This window comes from Mesorhizobium sp. SP-1A (assembly GCF_032460275.1).
In the GTDB taxonomy this organism is placed as follows: domain Bacteria; phylum Pseudomonadota; class Alphaproteobacteria; order Rhizobiales; family Rhizobiaceae; genus Mesorhizobium.
Genome location: NZ_JAVXZD010000001.1, coordinates 894,713 through 917,774 on the forward strand (window position 1 = coordinate 894,713; position 23,062 = coordinate 917,774).

General features: G+C 66.2%; 17 protein-coding genes and 1 tRNA gene. 7 read left to right on the top strand and 11 right to left on the bottom strand.

Annotation, left to right across the window (positions count from 1 at the left end):
- Positions 1 to 128: 128 nt before the first annotated feature.
- Both glgX and QU595_RS04280 read left to right on the top strand, forming a co-directional pair.
- On the top strand, positions 129 to 2,102 hold the full coding sequence (gene glgX, locus QU595_RS04275) for a glycogen debranching protein GlgX (RefSeq protein WP_315920696.1): 1,974 nt from the start codon (positions 129 to 131) through the stop codon (positions 2,100 to 2,102).
- Positions 2,092 to 3,717 (top strand): alpha-glucosidase family protein, encoded by a 1,626-nt coding sequence (locus QU595_RS04280; RefSeq protein ID WP_315919402.1) that lies wholly within the window; start codon positions 2,092 to 2,094, stop codon positions 3,715 to 3,717. The genes glgX and QU595_RS04280 overlap by 11 nt, the downstream gene beginning before the upstream one ends.
- Before the next feature lie 3 nt (positions 3,718 to 3,720).
- On the opposite strand, the gene QU595_RS04285 is transcribed toward QU595_RS04280, so the two are convergent.
- The 4 genes from QU595_RS04285 to QU595_RS04300 all read right to left on the bottom strand — a co-directional run bounded on the left by QU595_RS04285 (position 3,721) and on the right by QU595_RS04300 (position 7,981).
- Positions 3,721 to 5,472 carry a TadG family pilus assembly protein gene (locus QU595_RS04285; RefSeq protein WP_315919403.1) on the bottom strand — a complete coding sequence of 584 codons (1,752 nt, stop codon included), beginning with the start codon at positions 5,470 to 5,472 and terminating at the stop codon, positions 3,721 to 3,723.
- Entirely contained in the window at positions 5,472 to 5,930 is a 459-nt protein-coding gene (locus tag QU595_RS04290) for a TadE/TadG family type IV pilus assembly protein (RefSeq protein ID WP_315919404.1), read from the bottom strand. The genes QU595_RS04285 and QU595_RS04290 overlap by 1 nt, the downstream gene beginning before the upstream one ends.
- Positions 5,931 to 6,219: 289 nt before the next feature.
- Positions 6,220 to 7,680 carry a hypothetical protein gene (locus tag QU595_RS04295; protein ID WP_315919405.1) on the bottom strand — a complete coding sequence of 487 codons (1,461 nt, stop codon included), beginning with the start codon at positions 7,678 to 7,680 and terminating at the stop codon, positions 6,220 to 6,222.
- Positions 7,681 to 7,904: 224 nt separating this feature from the next.
- Positions 7,905 to 7,981: transfer RNA gene (locus QU595_RS04300), tRNA-Pro, on the bottom strand.
- 202 nt (positions 7,982 to 8,183) lie between these two features.
- On the opposite strand from QU595_RS04300, the gene QU595_RS04305 reads away from it, so the two are divergent.
- Together QU595_RS04305 and QU595_RS04310 are read left to right on the top strand one after the other, a co-directional pair.
- On the top strand, positions 8,184 to 9,704 hold the full coding sequence (locus QU595_RS04305) for a phosphomannomutase/phosphoglucomutase (protein WP_315919406.1): 1,521 nt from the start codon (positions 8,184 to 8,186) through the stop codon (positions 9,702 to 9,704).
- Positions 9,705 to 9,781: 77 nt separating this feature from the next.
- On the top strand, positions 9,782 to 12,037 hold the full coding sequence (locus tag QU595_RS04310; RefSeq protein WP_315919407.1) for a mannose-1-phosphate guanylyltransferase/mannose-6-phosphate isomerase: 2,256 nt from the start codon (positions 9,782 to 9,784) through the stop codon (positions 12,035 to 12,037).
- A gap of 369 nt (positions 12,038 to 12,406) precedes the next feature.
- Here the strand turns inward: QU595_RS04310 and betB are convergent, their stop codons facing one another.
- The 4 genes from betB to betI all read right to left on the bottom strand — a co-directional run bounded on the left by betB (position 12,407) and on the right by betI (position 17,923).
- The gene (betB, locus tag QU595_RS04315; RefSeq protein ID WP_315919409.1) at positions 12,407 to 13,870 is read right to left on the bottom strand and encodes a betaine-aldehyde dehydrogenase; all 1,464 of its coding nucleotides are present in this window, start codon (positions 13,868 to 13,870) and stop codon (positions 12,407 to 12,409) included.
- Positions 13,871 to 14,151: 281 nt separating this feature from the next.
- The gene (betA, locus tag QU595_RS04320; protein WP_315919410.1) at positions 14,152 to 15,804 is read right to left on the bottom strand and encodes a choline dehydrogenase; all 1,653 of its coding nucleotides are present in this window, start codon (positions 15,802 to 15,804) and stop codon (positions 14,152 to 14,154) included.
- Positions 15,805 to 15,806: 2 nt separating this feature from the next.
- Positions 15,807 to 17,333: a choline-sulfatase gene (betC, locus tag QU595_RS04325; RefSeq protein ID WP_315919412.1), complete on the bottom strand. Its 1,527-nt coding sequence runs from the start codon at positions 17,331 to 17,333 to the stop codon at positions 15,807 to 15,809.
- On the bottom strand, positions 17,330 to 17,923 hold the full coding sequence (gene betI / locus QU595_RS04330) for a transcriptional regulator BetI (RefSeq protein WP_315919413.1): 594 nt from the start codon (positions 17,921 to 17,923) through the stop codon (positions 17,330 to 17,332). Before betI ends, betC begins: the two co-directional genes overlap by 4 nt.
- A gap of 189 nt (positions 17,924 to 18,112) precedes the next feature.
- Between betI and QU595_RS04335 the strand changes: the two genes are divergently transcribed.
- Positions 18,113 to 19,279 carry an acetyl-CoA acetyltransferase gene (locus QU595_RS04335; protein ID WP_315919415.1) on the top strand — a complete coding sequence of 389 codons (1,167 nt, stop codon included), beginning with the start codon at positions 18,113 to 18,115 and terminating at the stop codon, positions 19,277 to 19,279.
- Positions 19,280 to 19,413: 134 nt separating this feature from the next.
- Positions 19,414 to 20,412, top strand: a complete 999-nt coding sequence (locus tag QU595_RS04340) for an asparaginase (protein WP_315919417.1) — start codon at positions 19,414 to 19,416, stop codon at positions 20,410 to 20,412.
- A gap of 10 nt (positions 20,413 to 20,422) precedes the next feature.
- Here the strand turns inward: QU595_RS04340 and QU595_RS04345 are convergent, their stop codons facing one another.
- Positions 20,423 to 21,793 carry a TIGR03808 family TAT-translocated repetitive protein gene (locus QU595_RS04345; RefSeq protein ID WP_315919419.1) on the bottom strand — a complete coding sequence of 457 codons (1,371 nt, stop codon included), beginning with the start codon at positions 21,791 to 21,793 and terminating at the stop codon, positions 20,423 to 20,425.
- A 118-nt stretch (positions 21,794 to 21,911) separates the two neighbouring features.
- Here QU595_RS04345 and greA point away from each other — a divergent pair, with 118 nt between their 5' ends.
- On the top strand, positions 21,912 to 22,379 hold the full coding sequence (greA, locus tag QU595_RS04350) for a transcription elongation factor GreA (RefSeq protein WP_315919421.1): 468 nt from the start codon (positions 21,912 to 21,914) through the stop codon (positions 22,377 to 22,379).
- A 6-nt stretch (positions 22,380 to 22,385) separates the two neighbouring features.
- On the opposite strand, the gene QU595_RS04355 is transcribed toward greA, so the two are convergent.
- The gene (locus QU595_RS04355) at positions 22,386 to 22,775 is read right to left on the bottom strand and encodes a type II toxin-antitoxin system death-on-curing family toxin (protein WP_315919422.1); all 390 of its coding nucleotides are present in this window, start codon (positions 22,773 to 22,775) and stop codon (positions 22,386 to 22,388) included.
- A complete protein-coding gene (locus QU595_RS04360) occupies positions 22,772 to 22,993 on the bottom strand; it encodes an AbrB/MazE/SpoVT family DNA-binding domain-containing protein (protein ID WP_315919424.1) in 222 nt (73 codons plus the stop codon). The genes QU595_RS04355 and QU595_RS04360 overlap by 4 nt, the downstream gene beginning before the upstream one ends.
- Positions 22,994 to 23,062 lie beyond the last annotated feature (69 nt).

Below are 23,062 nucleotides of genomic sequence, written 5' to 3' on the forward strand. Positions count from 1 at the left end.
CGACGTGCGCGGGGTGGGGGCAAACGAGCCTGTGCTGGTGCGGAACATCCCCGCCCGGTCTCGCACTCTCCGCTTCGCTCCGACCGCTCGCCGGCCCTGCCCGCAAAGGTGAGGGTGTGATGCCGCGCATGTATCCCCTCGGCGCCACAATCATCCCCGGAGGCGTCCGCTTTGCCGTCTGGTCCGGCGCGGCGGAGCGCATCTGGCTGAGCCTGTTCGACGAGGCGGGCGAGCGTGAAACGGCGCGGCTGGAGATGGCACCGCAGGGCGAGGGCATCCATGCGCTGACCGTGCCGGGTCTGAAGGCCGGCGCGAAATACGGCTTCCGGGCGGACGGCGAATACGCGCCCGGGCGCGGCCTGTGGTTCGATCCGAACAAACTGCTGGTCGATCCCTACGCCGCCGCGATCGACCGGCCTTATGTTTATGACCCATGCCTCGCCGCCCGCCGCGGCGAAGGAGGCGACACCGCGCCGCTGGTGCCGAAATCGGTCGTGGTTGCGCTGCCTGATGCGGTGCCCTCGCGCCCACCGCTGTTTGCGTCGGGCGGGCTGGTCTACGAGCTTCCGGTGAGGGCCTTCACCATGCGCCATCCGGACGTGCCGCCGGCCGAGCGCGGCACGCTGGAGGCGCTGGCGCATCCGGCAATCATCGCGCACCTGCAAAAGCTCGGCGTCTCGGCGGTGGAACTGATGCCGGTGGCCGCCTGGATAGACGAGCGGCATCTGCCGCCGCTCGGCCTGCGCAACGCCTGGGGCTACAATCCCGTCACCTTCATGGCGCTCGACCCGCGTCTCGCCCCCGGCGGCATCGCCGACCTGCGCCATGTGGTCGAGGCGCTGCACACGGCCGGCATCGGCGTGATCCTCGACGTGGTCTTCAACCACACCGGCGAGAGCGACGAGGCCGGCCCGACCCTGTCGCTGCGCGGCCTCGACGCGCGCGCCTGTTATCGGCACGAGGCCGACGGGCGACTGGCCAACGACACCGGCACCGGCAACACGCTGGCCTGCGACCATCCGGCCGTGCGCGAACTGATCTTCGACAGCCTGCGCCATTTCGTGCGCCATGCCGGCGTGGACGGGTTCCGTTTCGACCTTGCCGCCGTGCTTGGCCGCGTCGATGGCGCCTTCACGCTGCACGCGCCGCTTTTCGAGGAGATGCGTGCCGATCCGCTGCTGGCCGATCGCGTGATGATCGCCGAGCCGTGGGACATCGGCCGCGAAGGCTACCGGCTGGGCGGTTTCCCGCCGTTTTTCCTGGAGTGGAACGACCGCTACCGCGACGATGTCCGCCGCTTCTGGCGCGGCGATCCCGGGGCCGTGGGCGCGCTGGCCACGAGGCTGGCCGGCTCCTCGGATATTTTCGGCCATGACGGCCAGACGCTCACGCGAACCGTGAATTTCGTCGCCGCGCATGACGGCATGGCGCTGGCCGATCTGGTCGCCTATGAGCGCAAGCACAACGAGGCCAACGGCGAAAGGAACCGCGACGGCCACCACGACAACCTGTCATGGAACAACGGCGTCGAGGGCGAGAGCGCCGACCCCGAGGTCGCGGAACGGCGCGACCGCGACAAGCGCGCGCTGCTGGCCACCCTGTTCGCCTCGCGCGGCACCATCATGCTGACGGCCGGCGACGAGTTCGGCCGCAGCCAGCGCGGCAACAACAACGCCTATGCGCAGGACAATGACGTCACCTGGCTGGACTGGGAAGGGCGCGACCGCGCGCTGGAGGATTTCGTCGCCGCGCTTTCCGCCCTGCGGCGCTCCGTCCCGGCCTTCGCGGAAACGGCCTTCCTGACCGGCGGGCCGCCCGAGGCGCCCGATGTCGCGTGGCTGACGGAGACCGGCGCGCCGATGGACGAGGCCGCATGGCACGATCCGCAGCGCCGCCGGCTCACCATGCTGCTGGCGCGGGGGCCGCGCGAAGGCGGCCGTCTGGCGGTCACGGTCAACGGCGACCGCCGTGCCTGCCGCTTTTCCCTGCCGGACCGCGCGGGCTGGCGCTGGGTGCCGGCGCTTCCGGCGGCCACGGACGTTTCTGCCGCGCTGGCGGGCCGCAGCGTCGGCTTCATGATCGAGGAACGTGATGGCGATTGACGGCAACGACTGGTGGCGCGGCTGCGTCATCTACCAGGTCTATCCGCGCTCGTTCCAGGATACGACCGGCGACGGCAGCGGCGACCTTGCGGGTACCGTCCGGCGCCTCGCGCACATCGCCTCGCTCGGCGTCGATGCCGTGTGGCTGTCGCCCTTCTTCGCCTCGCCCATGGCCGATATGGGCTACGACGTGTCGGACTACACCGCCGTGGACCCGATGTTCGGCTCGCTGGGGGATTTCGACGCGCTGGTGGCCGAGGCGCATCGCCTGGGGCTGAAAGTAGTCATCGACCAGGTGCTGTCGCATTCCTCCGACCGCCACCCGTGGTTCGTGGAAAGCCGCTCGAGCCGGGATAACGGGAAGGCCGACTGGTATGTCTGGGCCGATGCGAAACCGGACGGCAGCCCGCCCAACAACTGGCTCTCCGTGTTCGGCGGTTCTTCATGGGAATGGGATTCGGTCCGCCGGCAATATTACCTGCACAATTTCCTCAGCGCCCAGCCGGACCTGAACTTCCACAATCCCGCCGTGCAGGATGCGCTGCTGGACACCGTGCGCTTCTGGCTGGAGCGCGGCGTGGACGGCTTCCGGCTCGACACGGTGAACTATTATTTTCACGACCGCTGGCTGCGTTCCAACCCGCCGCTGGCGACGAGCCTGGACGGGACCAACACCGAGACCAATCCCTATCTGTTCCAGGAGCATCTGTTCGACAAGACGCGGCCGGAGAACCTGGCCTTCCTGCGCCGCTTCCGTTCGCTGCTGGACGAATATGGCGGACGCGCCGTCGTCGGCGAGGTGGGCGACGAGACGCGCTCGCTGCAGACGCTGGCCTCCTACACCTCCGGCGGCGACAAGCTGCACATGTGCTACACCTTCGACCTGCTGGGGCCGCAATTCTCGGCCGTGCATGTGCGGCGCTGCGTCGAGGCGTTCGAGAAGGCCGCGCCGGACGGCTGGGTGTGCTGGGCCTTTTCCAACCATGACGTGGTGCGCCATGTCAGCCGCTGGACGCGAGCCGGCGGCGACACCGGCGCGGTGGCGAAATTCGCCGTCGCGCTGCTTGCCTGCCTGCGCGGCTCGATCTGCCTCTATCAGGGCGAGGAACTGGGCCTGACCGAGGCCGAACTGACCTTCGAGGACCTGCGCGACCCTTACGGCATCCGCTTCTGGCCGGGCTTCAAGGGACGGGACGGCTGCCGCACGCCCATGGTCTGGGAAGGCGAGGCGGTGAATGCCGGCTTCACCAGTGGCAGGCCGTGGCTGCCGATCCCGCCCGGGCACCGCGCCCGCGCCGTGGACGCGCAAGACGCCGACCCGGCTTCGGTGCTCGCCCGCTATCGTGAGATATTGGCGCTGCGCAAGGCGCACCCGGCGCTGGTTTCGGGTTCGATCCGGTTCCTGGAAGCGCAAGGCGATATGCTGGCCTTCCTGCGCGAGCGGGACGGCGAAAGGCTGCTGTGCGCCTTCAACTTCGCGAGCGGGCCGGCCGACTGGCCGATCCCGGCCGAAATCGGAAACCTCGAGGCCGTTTTGTCTTGCGACCGCCCTGTTGTCGGGGGCGGCACGCTCCCGCTCGAACCGCTCGGCTGGTTCGTCGCGCGGCTGCGATAGCATCTACTGCACCAGCACGGAGCGGCCGCAGGTCGCGTCGGTCACGCGCACATCCGCCTGTCCAAGCCCGATGCCGAGCGCGGACAGCAGCTTGAACAGGATCGGGTCCAGTTGCGAGGTGAGGCTGTCGAGAAGCGGCAGCACCGCCGATTGCAGCGGCTTCAGCGCGATATCCAGCAGGCCGATGCGCGCGCCCAGCACATAGGGGGTCAGTTCCAGGTTCTTGACCAGCGAGGAGGTGAGGGACTGCGTGTAGTCGCGCGCCGTCACGGTCTTGGGGCGCCTGGCCTCGATGTCGGCCTCGTTGAAAACAAGGTCGGTCGTCGTCGTGTCGCCCATCCGGGCATGCGCCATGGCCCGGAGTTCGAGCAGCGGGATGTTGACGAGCAGAAGGTTGATGCTGGCCTTGGCGAGGGAGGCGTCGCTGAAGCTCTCCTTGCGCGTGAAATCCGCGAAATTGGAGCTGTCGTTCTGCGCCAGGTAGACCTCCGCGATGCCGGGGCGCGCGGCGATCGTCACCTTGCGGCTTTCCGGGCGGCCAGTGGTGCAGCTTATGTCCTTCAGTTGCGCTTCGGCATAGGCCACCTCGACATTGAGCGGTATGGACACGCTCAGCAGCTTGATGCCCGGCTGCACGGTGGAACTGCCGATATTGGCGACGAGCTTCAGCCGCGTCTGCGCAGTGCGCACGATGGCGCCCTTTTCGCCCACGGTGAGCCATGGGCTCGACTGCGGCGGTTCTCCGACCGCGAGCGACAGCTTGATGTCGAGCAGGCCCGGAAGGTTGATCCCGGTATCGACCGAGACCTGGCGTGCACCGTTCGCCAGCGTGGCGGCGGCGGACAGCAGGGCGAGCGCCTTGGCGTCGACGGCCAGTCCGGGCGACCTCTGGCCGAGCCCGAGCCGTCCCATCGGCCCGAGGTCGACCAGATGCTCCAGCGGCACCTTGACGGCACCCGTGGCGCCGGCTGCCGTGCCTTGGAGCGCGAGCCGGCTGCGGGAATCGAGGCCTGGAACATTCGCCATCGCCCCGGCGATCTGGCCGATCGATGCCTTGGAAGCGAGCACTTCGGAATAGTTGACGCCGGTGAGGTTCAGCTTCACCGCCATCTGGTCGAGGAAGTCGAGCACGCCGACATCGGCATTGAGCAGCGCGTTGTAGTCCATCGCGCTCAAGGCCACGTTGGTGCCGAGCAGCCCGCCGAGCAGGCTGTTCAGCAGCGGACTGTCGGCCGTATCGATCTTGAGCAGCCGCGATCCGATCGAGAAAGTCGCCTGCGGCGTCGCGGCCGCCACGGCCTTGGCGGCGATGGTCGGCGGCTGCATGAAGGCGCCGCCGAAGAACAGCCTCCCCTTCCTGCGCAGCGTCACCTGCACGGCGTTGTAGGGCTGTCTGCCGGCCTCGAAGCGCCGGCCTGCCTCGATCGCCGCATCGGCGCTGTAGCGTCCGGGCACGACAGCGGCCGACACCTTGCCGCCGGCCGGGTCCGCGGATGCGCCCGAAACCATGGCGACGCTTGCGCCATTGGCTTTCAGCGTCGCAAGCACCGCCGCATCGGCGTTGGCGACATTGGCGGCGCCCGCGATGGCGGCAAGATCGGCCAGCGCCTGCACCTCGCGCCGTTCCGTGTAGAGCGAGCCGCCGTCAATGGCCACCGCGGCCAGCGCCAGCGCGACCGGGGCGCTGAGCGCGGCCATCACCGCGAAATTGCCGTGCCGGTCCGCCGCCAGCCGCCTGAGGAGGGATTTTTGCATCATATGCCTCCCATGCGGATGGTGGAGTGGCGTGCGATGGTCCTGCCCGGCATGGGCAGGTCCGGCAGCAGGTTCCAGATCGGCAGGTTGCGCGCATCGTAGAGCACCGACACCTCGAACTGATTCGGATCGGCGCTGCTGTCGTTCGCCTCGACTTTCAGCTTCGTGGCGTCGACGAAGGCGTAGCCGGCGGCGTTGGCCGCGAGGAACTTGTCCACCAATTGCTTGCGCTCTGCCGCATCGAGCCCGGATATCGCCGTGCGGGCCGCGTCGGCCGCCAGCTGCTGGATGGAATGGCTGGCGCCGAAATAGATGCCGTATGCAACCATACCGAGTATTAGCAGGATGAAAAGCGGTGCCAGCATGGCGAATTCGATCGCCGAGGCGCCTTTGTCGTCCTTCCATTTAGAAAGAATTTTCGGAAAAAACCTGGGTATTCGGCGCTTGTGCCGATGCATCCTTGGTTCTCCTTCAAATTTAAGCGTATGCTTTTTGACCTTTCGCGAATGTAACTGGAGGTTGTTTTATGAAAGATTAATAGCCGGCTGCCGCCCGAGCGAATCGAGCGCGGGTGCCGGCCTTGGTAAATTCCCCGTTTCGAATTTGTGTAAGTGTGCCGCGGATGGATTCAGCGCTACCGCGCCAGCAGAAATCCCGCACCAGTGTGAAACTCGATACAGGATTTCCGGCACCTCGCCCTGAACGCGGAACCGGCCGATCCCTTCAGGACCGGCCCGGTTCGAGCGATCAGGATGCGGTGAGTTTGTCCGGCAGGACAGCGACGATCGACGGCGACGTCCGGCGGTTTGCCTTGGCCGTTTCCGAACGCACAAGCGCGGCAACGGTAGCAACGATCAGCCCGAGAATTCCGGCGAATATAAGCGCGAGCATTGAGCGTTTGGGAAAGGTCGCCCCCTCCACGGCAGGCGAGGAGACCGCGACATACATGCGCCCGATGCTTTCGGCCAGCTTTTGGCGCGAGAGCGAGAGAAGTTCCGAATACTGCGTCGCGATCAGGTTGAACTGCTGCGAAGCGCTTTGTTTGAAGCTCGCGTCTATGTCGGCATCCAGCGGGCTGTTCAGAATCTCGATCTCTTTCTGAAGGTCTGCAATAGCTGCAAGCTTTTCCTGCCGCTTGTTCAATATCTCCTTGAGATAATCGGCGAGAGTGGCTCGTTCGACGAGAACCGCTATCTCGTTGATGCCGCTGTCGTTGAGTTGGACGCCGCCGCTGCTGGCAATCTGCGTGTCGGCGGGGGCCGGCTGGAGATTCTGCTTCACGACCCGGAAGTTCTGCAGGTCGCTGATCGTCTCGTTCAGCCCGGCCACCTGACGCTGCAGGCTGGCAACCTCGAATTCGCCCTGCCGCTTGTAAGAAGCGGAGATCGGATCATCGTTCTTCGACGAATGAAAAATGGGATCGAAAAACTGCGTCGAGAAAGCGTTGAGATCCTGAAGGAGGCTCTCGCTGTCGCTTCCCTCTGCTGTCTTGATGGAATTTAGACGATCGTCGGCGGACATGATCTCAAGACCGCGACGAAGATTTCTAATCGCATGGTTGGCCGCCAGCAGGCCGGCGCTGTCTCTGAATTCGATCGCGTTTCTGGCAACGGAGACGTCGTGGAGCTTGGTGTCGAGAGTGACCTTGAACAACTGCGGATAGATATTTGTCCACGTCTCGGGGATCGCTGCGGCGATCGCTTTGCCGACCGAACTGTCCACGCCGGCCGATACGTTATCGAAATCGATTCGAAGCCCCGATTTCACGACCTTCGTAAGTTCGGTGGCGTATCGCTCGTTTATTGCGTCGATCTCGGCCGTTGTCAGCGCTTTGCTCGCAAGCAGGCGGCGGAATTTCTCGTTCACACTGCCTTCCAGCACGGAGCCGTAGCGCACTTGAAGTGCCTGACGAAGCGCATGTCGATCCTCGATCGAGAATTGCTTTGCGACCGAATCAATCACCTGAGGGATCAGCAGGTCGTGCGGAGAGAACCTGGCGCCGTTCGGATAGCTGTCGTCCTGAATTCCTTTCAGACTGACATAGTACACGATCGGAGCGCGAAGCTTCAGACTCCACATCGTGACGCCCGCCAATGCGAGCAAAACGAACAATGCAGGTACGATCAGGAAAAGCCCTCTGCTTTTCCACAATTTGGCAAGTATGTCGCCGAAAGTTACGTCATTATACGTGGTATGCTCTGCTTCCACGGCCCCATGCCCCATCCTAATCCCCAGATCGGGTGATGGGAAAGATAATTTAGGAAGTCAAGATAAATCCGGCATGCTCTGCAAACTCCAGACCAATTGCTGACGTCGGCAGTTGTCGTTGGTAGTTGCAAAGATTGCGCGATTGATCCGCTTGCGCGGTTACTAGCGCAAGCAATGGGTACGCGTCGGCTGGATAGCGTGTCGAATATGGGAGGTTTTCGGTCTGGTCGGAGTGGCAGGATTTGAACCTGCGACCCCCTCGTCCCGAACGAGGTGCGCTACCAGGCTGCGCTACACTCCGTGACCAGACGGCGGGCTTATAGCCGCCGCATTCCGTTCCTGCAAGCGGGAATGGCGCCGGACCGGTGGTAATTCGTTAGCTTTTCCCACGCTTTGCCGCTGGCGTTTAAGCATCCCGTTAGGCAATGGTCCTAGAAAGGCGGCTTGGCCGGCGGAAACTGCGATTGCCGCCGTGATGCATATGCGTTTGGAGTTTGGTTGCCTTGACCTTCAGCATCGTCGCAGACGCCCGCCCCAACAGCTTCGCCTTCGAAACATCGGCGCTGGTCAAGCCGTCGGGGTTCCGCGAATATGACGCGCGCTGGTGGTTCGGCCGTCCTGGTTCGGACAAGGCGCCGGAGCTGAACCTGATCGGCGTGCAGGCGCTGGGCATGGGGCTCGGCACGCTGATCCGGCGCATGGGCGTCGGCCCCGGCATCGTTACCGGCCATGATTTCCGAGCCTATTCGCTGTCGATCAAGCTGGCGCTGGTGTCCGGCCTGATGGCGGCCGGCGCGAAGGTGAAGGATATCGGCCTGGCGCTGTCGCCCATGGCCTATTTCGCGCAGTTCGCGCTCGACGTGCCTTCCGTCGCCATGGTGACGGCCTCGCACAACGAAAACGGCTGGACCGGCGTGAAGATGGGCGCGCAGCGGCCGCTGACCTTCGGGCCGGAAGAAATGTCGGCCCTGAAGAAGATCGTGCTCGACGGCGATTTCGATCTGCCGGGCGGCGGCGCTTACGAATTCGTGCCGGATTTCCGCGCCCGCTATCTGGACGACCTGACGCAGGGCAGGCGCCTTCATCGCAGGCTCAAGGTGGTGGCGGCCTGCGGCAACGGCACGGCCGGCGCCTTCGCCCCCGAGGCGCTGGAGCGGATCGGCTGCGAGGTGGTGCCGCTGGACGTGGAACTCGACCATTCCTTTCCGCGCTACAACCCGAACCCGGAAGACATGGAGATGCTGCACGCCATCCGTGACAAGGTGCTGGAGGTGGGCGCCGATGTCGGCCTCGGCTTCGACGGCGACGGCGACCGCTGCGGCGTGGTGGACAATGAGGGCCACGAGATCTTCGCCGACAAGGTCGGCGTCATGCTGGCGCGCGACATCTCCGCGCTGCATCCCGGCTCGACCTTTGTGGTGGACGTGAAGTCCACCGGCCTGTTCCAGACCGACGCGGTGCTGAAGGCCAACGGCGCGACAACCGATTATTGGAAGACCGGCCATTCCTACATCAAGCGGCGCGTGGCCGAACTCGGCGCGGTGGCGGGTTTCGAGAAATCCGGCCACTTCTTCTTCAATCCGCCCTTCGGGCGCGGCTATGATGACGGACTGGTGACGGCGCTCGCGGTCTGCGCCATGCTCGAGCGCAATCCCGCAAGAACCATGGCCGATCTCTACCGCGAGCTGCCGGTGACCTACGGCACGCCGACCATGTCGCCGCATTGCGACGACGACAGGAAATACGGCGTCGTGACGCGGGTGACGGCGGATTTCGAGGCGATGAAGGCGAAGGGCGAGATCTTTGCCGGGCAGGAGATCGCCGACCTCGTCACCGTCAACGGCGTGCGGGTGGTGGCTGAGGACGGCACCTGGGGGCTGGTGCGCGCGTCCTCCAACAAGCCGGAACTGGTCGTGGTGGTGGAAAGCCCGGTCTCGGCCGAACGCCGCCGTGAAATGTTCGACGCGCTCGACGCCGTGCTGCGCCGCAGTCCGGAAGTCGGACCGTACAACCAGACCTTTTGAGGGGAAGGTGTTTTGGGAGCGATGATTGAAGGCCAAGCTGAGTGCGTGTCGGAATGTCAGGCGGCGGGCAACGACTGATGCCGGATAATCCAGCCGCCGGCCAGCGCATCGTCAGTTTCGTCATGAGCGGCGGCGTCGGCTCCCGCCTCTGGCCGCTGTCGCGCGAGGACAACCCCAAGCAGTTCCATGACCTTTCCGGCGACGGCTCTATGCTGGTGAAGACGCTGCGCCGGCTGGCCGCGCGCCCGGACGGGGCCGCGCCGGTGTTCCTGATCGCCTCGGAGCGCCACGCCGCCCGTGTCGGCGCCGACCTTGCCGGGCTCGATCTGGCCGGCGGCTCGGCGCTATTCGAGCCGATGGGCCGCAACACCGCCGCCGCCGTGGCGCTGGCGACGCTGCGCACGCTCTCCGAATTCGGCGACAGCCTTGTGCTGGTGGTGCCGTCCGACCATGAGATCTCGACCACGGCGCAGTTCTGGCAGACGGTGGAAGCCGGCGTGCCGGCTGCCCGCGACGGCCGGCTGGTGGTGTTCGGGGTGACGCCGACCCAGCCGGAAACCGGCTACGGCTATATCGAGGCGGGGCGGGAGCAATGCGGCACGTTCGAGGTCGTGCGCTTCGTCGAAAAGCCGGATGCCGACACCGCGCGCGGCTATGTCGAAGCCGGCAATTTCTACTGGAACGCCGGCATCTTCCTGTTCCGGGCCAGCGCCATGCGGGCGGCCTTCGCGGCGCACCGGCCCGACATCTGGGCGGCGACAGAGGCGGCTTTCGCGGCCGCGAGCACGGACCTGTCCGGGCTCTACATGCCGCAGGAGCTTTATGCCGAGATCCCTTCCATCTCCATCGACTACGCCATCATGGAGCAGGCGAAGGACATCGCCATGGTGCCGGCGGGTTTCCGCTGGAACGACCTCGGCTCCTGGCAGTCGCTGCTTGACCTCAGCCCCTCCGACGACAAGGGCAATGTCGTGCTGGGCGACGTCGTCGCCATCGATTGCGAGAACTCCTACATCCGCTCGGAAGGGCGGCTGCTGTCGGCGGTGGGGCTGAAGGACATCGCCATCGTCTCGACGGCGGACGCCACCTTCGTCGCCCCCGTCAGCCACAGCCAGAACGTGCGCAAGGTGGTGGAGCAGCTCGAAAAGAGCGGCCGGCTGGAGACCAAGTTCACGCCCGCGCACGACCGTGTGCTCGAAAACGGCGCATGGCGGCGGCGCGTGCGCCACTGGCTGTTTCAGGAAACCATGCCGCTCTGGTCCACGATCGGCGTGGACGAGCGCCATGGCGGTTTCCACGAGGCGCTCGGCTTCGACGCCGTGCCGCTGCCGAAGCCCAAGCGCATGCGCACCATGGCCCGCCAGGTCTACGCTTTCGCGGTGGCCAAGGCGCGCGGCTGGGATGGTCCCGCCGACAGGCTGATCGCCCACGGCATCGGCTTCATGGCCCGCAACGGCCGCACCGACAGCGGCGGCTGGGTGCGCACGCTCAACGTGGACGGTTCGGTGGCCGATGCCACGGAGGACGCCTACGACCATTCCTGCGTGCTTCTGGCGCTGGCGCACGCGCATATGTGCGGCAACCCGGATGCGCTGAAGCTGGGGCAGGAGACCTTCGCCTTTCTCGATTCCCATCTGGAGGACGATCGGCTAACCGGATTTCTGGAAGCACGCGGCGAGGGCGAGGGCGAGCGGCGCTCGAACCCGCACATGCACCTCCTGGAGGCGTTTCTGGCCTGGCATCAGGCGACGGGCGAGCGCACCTATCTGCGCCGCGCCGCACGCGTGGTGGACCTGTTCCGCAATCATTTCTTCGATGCCGAAAGCTGGACGCTGGGCGAATATTTCGCTTCGGACTGGAAGCCGGCCAAGGGCGAGCGCGGCGAGGTGACCGAGCCCGGCCATCATTTCGAATGGGCCTCGCTGCTGGTCGAATTCGCGGCGCGCAGCGGCCAGGCGGACCTGCCGGCCTATGCCCGCAAGCTCTATGCCTCGGCCATCGCCAGCGGCCTGAACCGCGCCACGGGGCTGGCCTACGGCTCCGTCAGCCGGCAGGGCATGCCGATGGACACGGTGTCGCGAAGCTGGCCGCAGACCGAGGCGATCAAGGCCGCGATCGCGCTGGACAGCGCCGGCGGCCCCGACCTCAAGCCCGAGATCGAGGCGCGCGTGGGGCGCCTGTTCCGCTGGCACATCGACCCCGCGCCGACCGGCCTGTGGATCGACCGCATCGACGCGCGCGGCCGCTCGCTGGCCAAGCAGGTGCCGGCCTCGATCTTCTACCACCTCGTCTGCGCGCTCACGCAGTATCTGGACAGCACCGGGGAGGGGTAGGCGCGACAGCCGCGTCATCCCTTGGCTGCGCGGTCCTGGCAGAGAAGCACGGCTGCGGGCGGAGAACCCGGCCCCGGCATAGAGGCGCCGATGCGTCGACGCCTTGGTGGTGTTGTCTCCGCCGTCATCCCGGAAGCGGCCCGAGCGGAGCGGAGGCGGCTGTCCGGGACCATTCCGTGACAGCGCCGGACTGATACCAACCTTTCCGCTCTTGGCTTTAACGTTCCGGGGCGGATTCCGGGGTTTTCCCGGGCTGCGCTCCGGTCGCCCGGAATGACGCAACCCACTCCGGTTTGCGAAGCAAAACCGGAGTGGGGTCGATTTCACATAAGATGACCTTCGATCGCCTGACGGCGGAGACGTTGAGCCTCAATAGGGGCTCGCGACGTCTCCGGTCTCGACATAGACGGACTTGACCTGCGAATAGTGGCCGAGCGCCTCCAGCGCGTTCTCGCGGCCGATGCCGGACTGCTTGTAGCCGCCGAAAGGCATTTCCACCGGGGTCAGGTTGTAGGCGTTGATCCAGCAGGTGCCGGCCTGCAATTCCGAAATGACCCGGTGCGCGCGCGGCAAATCGCGCGTGAACACGCCGGCGGCCAGACCGAATTCCGTGCGGTTGGCGCGCTCGACCACTTCGTCCTCATGCTCGAAGGAAAGCACGCTCATCACCGGCCCGAAGATTTCCTCGCGGGCGATTCGCATGTCGTCCTTCACGCCGGTGAAGACGGTGGGTTCCACGAAGCAGCCGCCGTCGAAGCCCTGCAAGGCGGGCACGTTGCCGCCGCAGGCCAGATGCGCGCCTTCTTCCCGGCCGATCCTGATGTAATCGACCACCTTGTCGCGCTGCGCCCTGTTGACCAGCGGCCCCATCTGCGTCTCGGGATCGAGCGGATCGCCGATGCGGATTTTCTTGGTGCGCTCGACGAGACGCTCCACGAAGCGGTCGTGCAGGCCCTTCTGCACGAACACGCGGGTGCCGTTGGAGCAGATCTGGCCGGTGGAGTAGAAATTGCCGAGCATCGCCCCGCCGATGGCGTTTTCGAGGTCGGCGTCGTCGAACACGACCAGCGCCGACTTGCCGCCGAGCTCCATCGTGGCGTGCTTCATCTTCGAGCCGGCGAGCGACAGCACCTTGCGGCCGGTCGGCACCGAGCCGGTGACGGAAACCTTGGCCACCGCATCGTGTTCGACCAGCGCGCCGCCGACGTCGCCATAGCCCTGCACGACGTTGAACAGCCCGTCCGGCAGACCTGCCTCGGTGTAGATCTCGGCCAGCGCAAGTGCGGAAAGCGGCGTGTTCTCCGACGGCTTGAACACCATGGCGTTGCCCATGGCGAGCGCCGGGGCGGACTTCCAGCCGGCGATCTGGATCGGATAGTTCCAGGCGCCTATGCCCACGCACACGCCCAGCGCCTCGCGCCGCGTATAGGCGAAGGGCCCGCCGAGATCGATGAAGTCGCCATTGTAGGCGCCGATGGCGCCCGCGAAATATTCCAGGCAGTCGGCGGCGGAGGGCGCGTCGGCCACCAGCGTTTCCTGGATCGCCTTGCCGGTGTCGAGCGTTTCCAGCCGCGCAAGCTCGTCGTTGCGGGCGCGCAGCAGGTCGGCGGCGCGGCGCAGGATGCGCCCGCGCTCCACCGGCTTCAGCCGCGCCCAGGCGCCCTGCGCGGCGCGCGCGGCCTCGACCGCCAGTTCCACGACGTTGGGCGTGGCCGAATGCAGCGTGGCGATGGTCTCGCCGGTCGCGGGGTAGATCACGGGCAGCGGCGCGCCCTGCTCGTCCTCGACGAAGCGGCCGTTGATGTAATGCGATGCCTTGGGCTGGGCTTTCATGAGAAGATCCCGGGTCTGGTGAAGTTGGATGATATCATACCCCCCTCTGGCCTGCCGGCAGAGGGGTGGCAAACGCGCTACCTGTCGCTCGCCTGCCAGCGCGGAGCTTTACCCTCCCCTTGTGGGGAGGGTCGGCGAAGACATCGAGCCGGCGAGATGTTTAAGCCGGGGTGGGGGTGGAAGCCAAGTCTGCACGAACAACCCCCACCCCGTCTTGCAATTTCCGCGTCGCTCCAATTGCGCGCCGACCCTCCCCACAAGGGGGAGGGTAGAACCGCTGCTCACCGGTCGCTCGTCTGCCAGCGCGGGTTGATCCAGGGCTCCTGGTTGGACGGCGCGAGCGGCGTGCGGCCGAGGATGTGGTCGGACGCCTTTTCGCCGGTCATGATCGACGGGCCGTTCAGATTGCCGTTGGTGACGCGCGGGAAGATCGAGGAATCGGCCACGCGCAAGCCGTCCACGCCGATCACCCGGCATTCGGGATCGACCACGGCCGTCGCGTCGTCCTTGCGGCCCATGCGGCAGGTGCCGCAGGGATGGAAGGCGCTTTCGACGTGATTGCGGATGAATCCGTCCAGTTCGGCGTCGCTCTGCACGCTTCGGCCGGGCGAAATCTCCTCGCCGCGATAGGGATCGAACGCCGCCTGGCCGAAGATCTCGCGGGTCAGGCGGATGCAGTGGCGGAAGTCGCTCCAGTCGTCCGGATGCGACATGTAGTTGAAGCGGATGACGGGCTTGTCCTTCGGGTCGGGCGAGCGCAGCGTCACCGAACCGCGCGACTTCGACCGCATCGGCCCGACATGCGCCTGGAAGCCGTGCGATTTCGCGGCCGACTTGCCGTCATAGCGCACGGCGGCCGGGATGAAATGATATTGGATATCAGGATAATCGACGCCCGCCCTGGAGCGAACGAAGGCTGCCGCCTCGAAATGGTTGGTGGCGCCGAGCCCGGTCTTGAAAAACATCCAGCGCGCGCCGATCAGCGCCTTGGAGAAGGGGTTGAGCACGGAATTGAGCGTGATGGGCCTGGTCGCTTCCTGCTGGATGTAAAGCTCCAGATGGTCCTGCAGGTTGGCGCCCACCCCCGGCCGGTCGGCGACCACGGCGATGCCGTTGTCCTTCAGGTGCCGCGCCGGTCCGATGCCGGACATCATCAGCAGCTTCGGCGAGTTGATGGAGGAGGCGGCGACGATCACCTCGCGGCGCGCCCTGATCACCTGGACCTGTCCGCGCGCCTCGATCTCGACGCCCGCCGCGCGTTGATTCTCGATCACCACGCGCCGCGCGAAGCCACTGATCAGCCTGACGTTCTGCCGCTTCAGCGCGGGCCGCAGATAGGCGTTGGCGACCGACCAGCGCCGCCCGTTGTGGATGGTCTGCTCCATCGGCCCGAAGCCTTCCTGCTTGGAGCCGTTATAGTCGTCGGTCAGCTCGAAGCCCGCCTGCCTGCCGGCCTCGACGAAGGCGGCGTAGAGCGGGTTCGTGCGTGGCCCGCGCTGGACATGCAGCGGGCCGCTGGCGCCGCGCCAGCCGTCCTCGCCGCCATGGGAGTTCTCCATGCGCTTGAAGTAGGGCAGCACGTCGGCATAGCTCCAGCCGGCCGCGCCCTGCTCGGCCCAGTGGTCGAAATCGTGGGCGTGGCCGCGCACATAGACCATGCCGTTGATCGAGGAGGAGCCGCCGATGACCTTGCCGCGCGGGGTGACCAGCACGCGCCCGCCCAGATGCGGCTCCGGCTCGCTGGAAAAGCCCCAGTCGTAGCGCGCCATGTTCATGGGGATCGACAGCGCCGAGGGCATCTGGATCAGCGGGCCGGCGTCCGTGCCGCCGAACTCGATGACGATGACCGAGTGCTTGCCGTCCTCCGACAGCCGGTAGGCCATGGCCGAGCCGGCCGAGCCGGAACCGATGATGACGAAATCCGCTTCCTGCATGCCTATTCGCCTCTCGGGAAACGCTTCTGCTCTTCGAGCACGTTGAGGTCCATGTGGTTGCGCATGTAGCGCTCTGATGCCTGCCGGAGCGGCTGGAAATCCCACGGGAAGTAGGAGCCGTTGCGCAGCGCCGGATAGACCACCCATCGCCGCGCCTGGCTCTGGCGCACCGCCTTGTCGAAACCGGCCATGTCCCAGCGCGCCCGCACCTTTTCCATGAAGCCGGCGACCAGCGCGGCATTGGCCGGATCGGCGGCCAGGTTGGTGAGTTCCAGCGGATCCGATTCCAGATCAAACAGTTGCGGCGGATCGATCTCGCAATGCACGAACTTGTATTTGCCGTCGCGGATCGCCACCAGCGGCGCATAGGAGCCTTCCGCGGCATATTCCATCAGCACCGGCGCGGTGCGCTTGCGGCCCTTAATAAGCGGCTTGAGCGATTCCCCGTCGGTCCACGGCATGATGCCGGCGATGTCGATGCCGGCGAGGTCGCAGAGCGTCGGGCAGATGTCGAGGTTGGAGGTTGGCGCCGCAATCAGGCCGGGCGCGACGCCGGGACCGGCGACCATCAGCGGCACGCGTGCCGAGCCTTCGTAGAAGCACATCTTGAACCACAGGCCGCGCTCGCCCAGCATGTCGCCATGGTCGGAGCAGAACAGGATGAGGGTGTCGTCCAGCATGCGGGTGCGCTCGAGCACCGAGATGAGTTCGCCCACCTTGTCGTCCAGATAGGAGATGTTGGCGAAATAGCCGCGGCGCGAGCGGCGCACCTGCTCGGGCGTGATGTCGAAGCTGTCGTAGTCGCTGGCGAGGTAGAGCCGCTGCGAATGCGGGTCCTGGCTTTCCTTCGCGATGAAGCCGATCTCGGGCTCCAGCTCGGGGCAGTCCTCGTAGAGGTCCCAGTATTTGCGCCGCGCGACGTAAGGATCGTGCGGATGGGTGAAGGAGACGGTCAGGCACCAGGGGCGGCGCTGCGGGTCCTGGGAAGCGCGCGCATGCTCGTAGAGCTTCTGCGCGGCGAGGAAGGCGACCTCGTCGTCATATTCCATCTGGTTGGAAATCTCGGCCACGCCCGCGCCGGTGACGGAGCCGAGATTGTGATACCACCAGTCGATGCGCTCGCCCGGCTTGCGGTAGTCCGGCGTCCAGCCGAAATCGGCCGGGTAGATGTCGGTCGTCAGCCGCTCCTCGAAGCCGTGCAACTGGTCGGGGCCGACGAAATGCATCTTGCCCGAAAGCGCGGTGTGATAGCCGGCGGCCCGCAAATGATGCGCGAAGGTCGGGATCGAGGAGGCGAATTCGGCGGCGTTGTCATAGACCTCGGTGCGCGACGGCAATTGCCCGCTCATGAAGGAGGCGCGGCCCGGCGCGCACAGCGGCGAGGCCGTGTAGTTGTTACGGAAGCGGGCCGAGCGGGCGGCCAGCGCCTTCAGGTTCGGCGCATGCAGGAAGTCGGCCGGGCCGTCCGGGAACAGCTTCCCGTTCAACTGGTCGACCATGACGATGAGGATGTTGGGGCGGGAGCTCATTGGTCCGCTTTCTGCTGTAGAAGCTTGGTTTCGAGATAGTCTTCGATCACCGAGATGGCGCTTGCCGCGTTCGGCGCGCCGTCCTTCAGCGCGCGGCGGATGTAGAAGCCATCGATCAGCGCCGCGATGCCTTCGGCCACGCGCTCGGCCTCGCCGCGGGCCATGACGCGCACGAGCCCGCTCATCAGGTTCGAATGCAGCCGCACCGCATAGATCCTGAGCAGGCGGCGCAGCGCCGGCGATCTCTGCGCCTCGACATAGAAGGCGAGCCATGCGGCGATGGTCTCGGCCTGGAACTGCTTGTCGGAGAAGTTCACCGCGATGACGGCCCTGACGCGCTCGAACGGGCCGGTCGCGTCGTGCAGCGCCGCGCGCGCGTCGGCGCCCAATTCCGACAGCAGATGGCGCATGGTGGCCTGCAGCAACTCGTCCTTCGCGCCGAAATAATGATGCGCCAGCGCCGGGGAAACGCCGGCGCGGCCGGCGATCTCCGACATGGTGACGTCGAGCGAGCCGCGTTCGCCGATCGCCGAGATCGTCGCGTCGATCAGCGCCCTGCGGCGCAGCGGTTCCATTCCGACTTTCGGCAATTTCCTTCTCCCTCGCGGCTAGTTTATTTTTTATTGACGCATCAATCAACAAAAATCGCACCAAAGCTTGTGCCAGCCCCGAACTGGCCTTTACGCGGCGCCGCGCGATGTCCATCTTGAGGGAAACGCCCGCGGGAGACGCGGGCGCGGCGGACCCGGCATCCGGGAAGCATCTGGAAGGAACGAGCCATGACCGCATGCATCGTCGGCTGGGCGCATTCGCGCTTCGGCAAGCTGGAAGGCGAGACGCTGGAAGGCATGATCACCAAGGTGGCGGCGGAAGCGCTGGACCATGCCGGCATCGGCGCTGAGGACGTGGACGAGATCGTGCTCGGCCATTTCAACGCCGGCTTCTCCCCGCAGGACTTCACCGCAAGCCTCGTGCTCCAGACCGACGATCGGCTGCGCTTCAAGCCGGCGACGCGCGTGGAGAACGCCTGCGCCACCGGTTCGGCGGCGGTGCGGCAGGGCATCCGCGCCCTGGAGTCCAACGCCGCCCGCGTCGTGCTGGTCGTCGGCGTCGAGCAGATGACCACCACGCCCGGTCCCGAGATCGGCAGGAACCTCCTGAAGGCGTCCTATCTGCCGGAGGACGGCGACACGCCGGCCGGCTTCGCGGGCGTCTTCGGCAAGATCGCGCAGGCCTATTTCCAGCGCCACGGCGACCAGTCCGACGCGCTGGCCATGATCGCGGCCAAGAACCACAGGAACGGCGTCGAGAACCCCTATGCGCAGATGCGCAAGGATCTCGGCTTCGACTTCTGCCGGCAGGAGAGCGAGAAGAACCCCTATGTCGCCGGGCCGCTGAAGCGGACCGACTGCTCGCTGGTTTCCGACGGCGCCGCCGCGCTGGTGCTGGCCGACGCCGACACCGCCCTGCGCATGCGCCGCGCCGTCGCCTTCCGCGCCAACGAGCACGTGCAGGACTTTTTGCCGATGTCGAAGCGCGACATTCTCTTGTTCGAGGGCTGCGAACAGGCCTGGGAGCGCGCCTTGAGGAAGGCCGGCGTGACGCTGGCCGACCTGTCCTTCGTCGAGACGCATGACTGTTTCACCATCGCGGAACTCATCGAATATGAGGCGATGGGACTGGCCAGGCGCGGCGAGGGCGCGAATCTTGCCATGGAAGGCTATACGGCCAAGGACGGCAAGCTGCCGGTCAATCCGTCCGGCGGGCTGAAGTCCAAGGGCCATCCCATCGGCGCGACCGGCGTGTCCATGCATGTGCTGAGCGCGATGCAGCTTGTCGGCGAGGCGGGTGGCATGCAGGTGCCGGGCGCCAGGCTCGGCGGCGTCTTCAACATGGGCGGCGCGGCGGTGGCCAACTACGTGTCGATCCTGGATCGAATCCGCTGACGTTTTATCCTTTCCCTTGCGGGGAGGGTCGAGCCGCAAGGCGGATCGGCTCGGGCGTTTCCGCCCGAATACCTTTACCTTGCCGCCGGCGCCGCGAGGCAATAGGACTTTGCCGTGACAGCAGGGGGTGAGACATGAATCCGGTTCTGGTCGAGGTGCTGCGCGGCGCCATGGTCGAAAGCGCCCATCGCGGCGCGGTGTCGGTCTATGATGGTGATGGCAAAGCCGTGTGGGAGATCGGCGACACGAACCGCCCGGTCTTTCCGCGCTCGGCGGTCAAGGCCATCCAGGCGCTGCCGCTGATCGAGACGGGCGCGGCCGACGCCTACGGCTTCGGCAATCGCGAACTGGCGCTGGCCTGCGCCTCCCATTCCGGCGAGCCGGAACATGTCGAACTGGCCCGTGCCATGCTGGCCAGGGCCGGACTGGACGAAACGGCGCTGGAATGCGGCGCGCACTGGCCGACCAGCGAGGCCGCGACCATTGCGCTGGCCGGCGCAGGCGGGCGGCCGAACCAGTTGCACAACAACTGCTCGGGCAAGCATTCCGGCTTTCTTTGCACCTGTTGCCACGCCGGCATCGACCATCGCGGCTATGTCGGGGCCGGACATGCCTCGCAGGAAATGGTGCGCGAGGCCATGGTTGCGGTGACGGGCGCCGCGCATGGCGAGGAAAACCGCGGCATCGATGGCTGTTCGATCCCCACCTACGCCGTGCCGCTGAAGAACCTCGCGCACGGCTTCGCCCGCATGGCGACCGGCGCGCGTCTCGGCCCCGAGCGGGCCAGCGCGGCGAAGCGCCTGCTGTCTGCCTGCATGGCCGAGCCCTTTCTCGTCGCCGGCACCGGGCGCGGCGACGTGCCCCTGATGCAGGCCGCTCCCGGCCGGATTTTCGTCAAGGTCGGCGCCGAGGGTGTCTATTGCGCGGCTTTGCCGGAGCTTGGGCTCGGCATTGCGCTGAAATGCGACGACGGCGAGATCCGCGCCGCCGAGGTGATGATCGCGGCCGTGCTGGCGAAGCTGCTGGGGAAGGACGACGCGGCTGCGAAGCTGACCGGGCTTGCCAACCCGACCCTTCGCAACCGCATGGACAGGCATGTCGGCGCGCTGCGGCCGACGGCGGCGCTCGCCTGATTCCAGCACTTCAGCCCGCGCGGTTGCGTTCGACCGTCAGATGCCGGTAGCCGGCGTTGCCGATCTGCGCCAGATCGCCCGTCACCGGGTCGGCCCAGCGCTGGCCGATGATCGCGCCCTTTTCGGCGTCCTCGATGATGTTGTCGGCGATGATCGTCGCGCCCGCGCCTTCCACCACCGACACGGCGATGCCGGTGCCCGCCTTGCGGATGATGTTGCCGGTGGCCACGACATTGCGCAGATAGGGGCCCCAGCCGAGTTGCAGCCCGGAAAGCGGCGCGTTTTCCACGACGTTGCCGGACACGGTGGTGTCGGCCTCCACGCTGATGCCGGTGCCGAAGCCGCCGTTTTCGGCCGGGTATGGGCCGGTCGTCGACATGTTGCGCACGATGTTGCCCGAGCAGACGGCCATGCGCCCGCCTTCGTTGAAGTTGACGATGGAGATGCCGTTGGCCGCGCCGTCCACGATATTGGCCGAGATGATCGCGCCCTCGAAGGCGAATTCGGAATAGAGCCCGGTCTCGCCCGAGCGCAGGCAGGTGTTGCCGCTGATCTGCAGGTTGCTGGCGCTGTTGGCGCGGATCGCCGAGAAGGCGCAATCGGCGACGACGTTGCCGGAAACGACCACGCCGCCGGCGCGAAAGGCGTTGATGCCGTTGCCGTTCTGTCCGGTGCCGCCGGACTTCGCCATGATGCGCGCGATGCGGTTGCCGGTGACCATGGTGCCGTCTTCGCCCGTTTCCCGGCGGTGCACCAATATGCCGCCATTGCCGCAATCCGAGATATTGTTGCCGGCGATCGTCAGGCCGGCCGCGTCCACCGACCAGATGCCGGCGTCGCCGATGCCCGAGAGCGTGCAGCGCTCGATCCGTCCGGCCACCCGCTCGAGCCTGAGCCCGTTGCCGGCGCTGCCGGCGACGCGGCAATCGTCCATGGCGAGACGGCCGACGGCGGCGAGGTCGAGCAGGCCTTGCGCGTCTCCTTCCATCGGCAGCTTGCCGCCGTCGAATGTCAGGCCCGAGAGCTCGATATGGTCGGCGCTCGCAGCCCGCATCAGGTGGCCCGCGCCGCCGAGCAGGATGCGCGTCGCGCCCGGCACGCCCGAAAGCCGCACCCTTGCCGGAAGCGGGATGTTCGAAACCACATAGGTGCCGGGCGGCAGAAACAGCGGCTGGTCGCCTTCCGCCGCCCTGCGCAGCATGCGCTCGAACGCCTTGCTCTGGTCGTCGGTCGCGTCGGGCCGCACGCCCAGTTCCGTGGCGTCGCGCAAGCCGCGCAGCGCGGCGAGTTCGAGGCCGGCCGGCTGGCTTGCCGCCGCGCGGCCGAGCGACAGGCCCATGAAGCCGGCGGTGCCTGCGAGAAGTTTGCGTCTGTTCAGCATCGGGAACCGATTTCCCATGTTATGGTTTGTCATAGCACGGACCACGCCGCCGGGTGCGCGGATATGCGCATCCGCCCGTGGCTTGTGATGCCACTTTTCCTTTTCTAGGTTCAGGTCCATGAGCAGAGCATTCACGCGCGAAGAAGACAGCGAAAACGCCATCGCCGGCATCGGCGAACGGCCGGTCAGCCAACATCGCAACCTTGTCACGCCGACGGGACTCGCCCGGATCGAGGCCGAGCTTGCCGGCCTGCGCGAGGCACTCGCCAGGGCGGAATCCGAAGGCGACCGCGAGCGCATCGCCATGATCTCGCGCGACCTTCGCTATTGGAACGCCCGCCGCGAAAGCGCGGAGCTTTCCGTGCCGGAGGACGGCAGCGACGTGGTGCGCTTCGGCATGACGGTGGAACTGGAGGCCGAGGACGGCAGCGCCGCGACCTGGCGCATCGTCGGCGAGGACGAGGCCGACCCGGCGCAGGGCACGATCTCGCACGTCTCGCCCATGGCGAGGGCCCTGTTCGGACGTTCCAGCGGCGACGCGGTGAGCGTCAACGGCAAGGAATGGGAGATCGTCGGTCTAAAGTGAGGTGCTTCAGGCTTCGACCGGCGCGGTGTGATCGCGAAAGAAAGCCGCCGCTCCCTCCTCGTCGATCTCGCCTGCGGCCACGCCCATGACGAATTCGTAGACCGTGCCGTTGTCTGCCGTCAGCGTGTGGCCATTGATCAGAAGGAAGGCGCCGGCCGCCACGATGGCGGTCCGCTTGTTGCCGTCCACGAAAGCATGATTCCTGGCGATGCCGAAGACATAAGCGGCCGCAAGTTCATGGATCGTCGGTTCGCCATAGGCGGCCTTGTTCTCGGCGCGGGCGAGGGCCGATTCGAGGGCGTTTTCGTCCCTTAGCCCATGTGCTCCGCCATGCCGCCGCAATTGCTCGGCGTGCATGGCCTCCACCGCGCGGCGGATCAGAAACTGCCAGGTCATTCGGCAAGCTTCTGCAGCGCGACCTTGTACTTGTCCATGATCTCGCGGGCGGCTTTCATCTGCTGCTCGAAGCTGTCGTCGACGGGTTCCAGAGTGAGACCATTCGCCGTTTCGATGATCGCCAACTGGTCTCCGGCTTTGACATGCAGGCGCTCAAGCAGTTCCTTCGGCAGGATGACGCCTTCCGAATTGCCGATCTTGCGCACGACCGTGTTCATAACCATGCTCCATGTTAGAACATGTCTTATAACATCGGCGCGCACATGTTGCAACGAGGATTATAACAG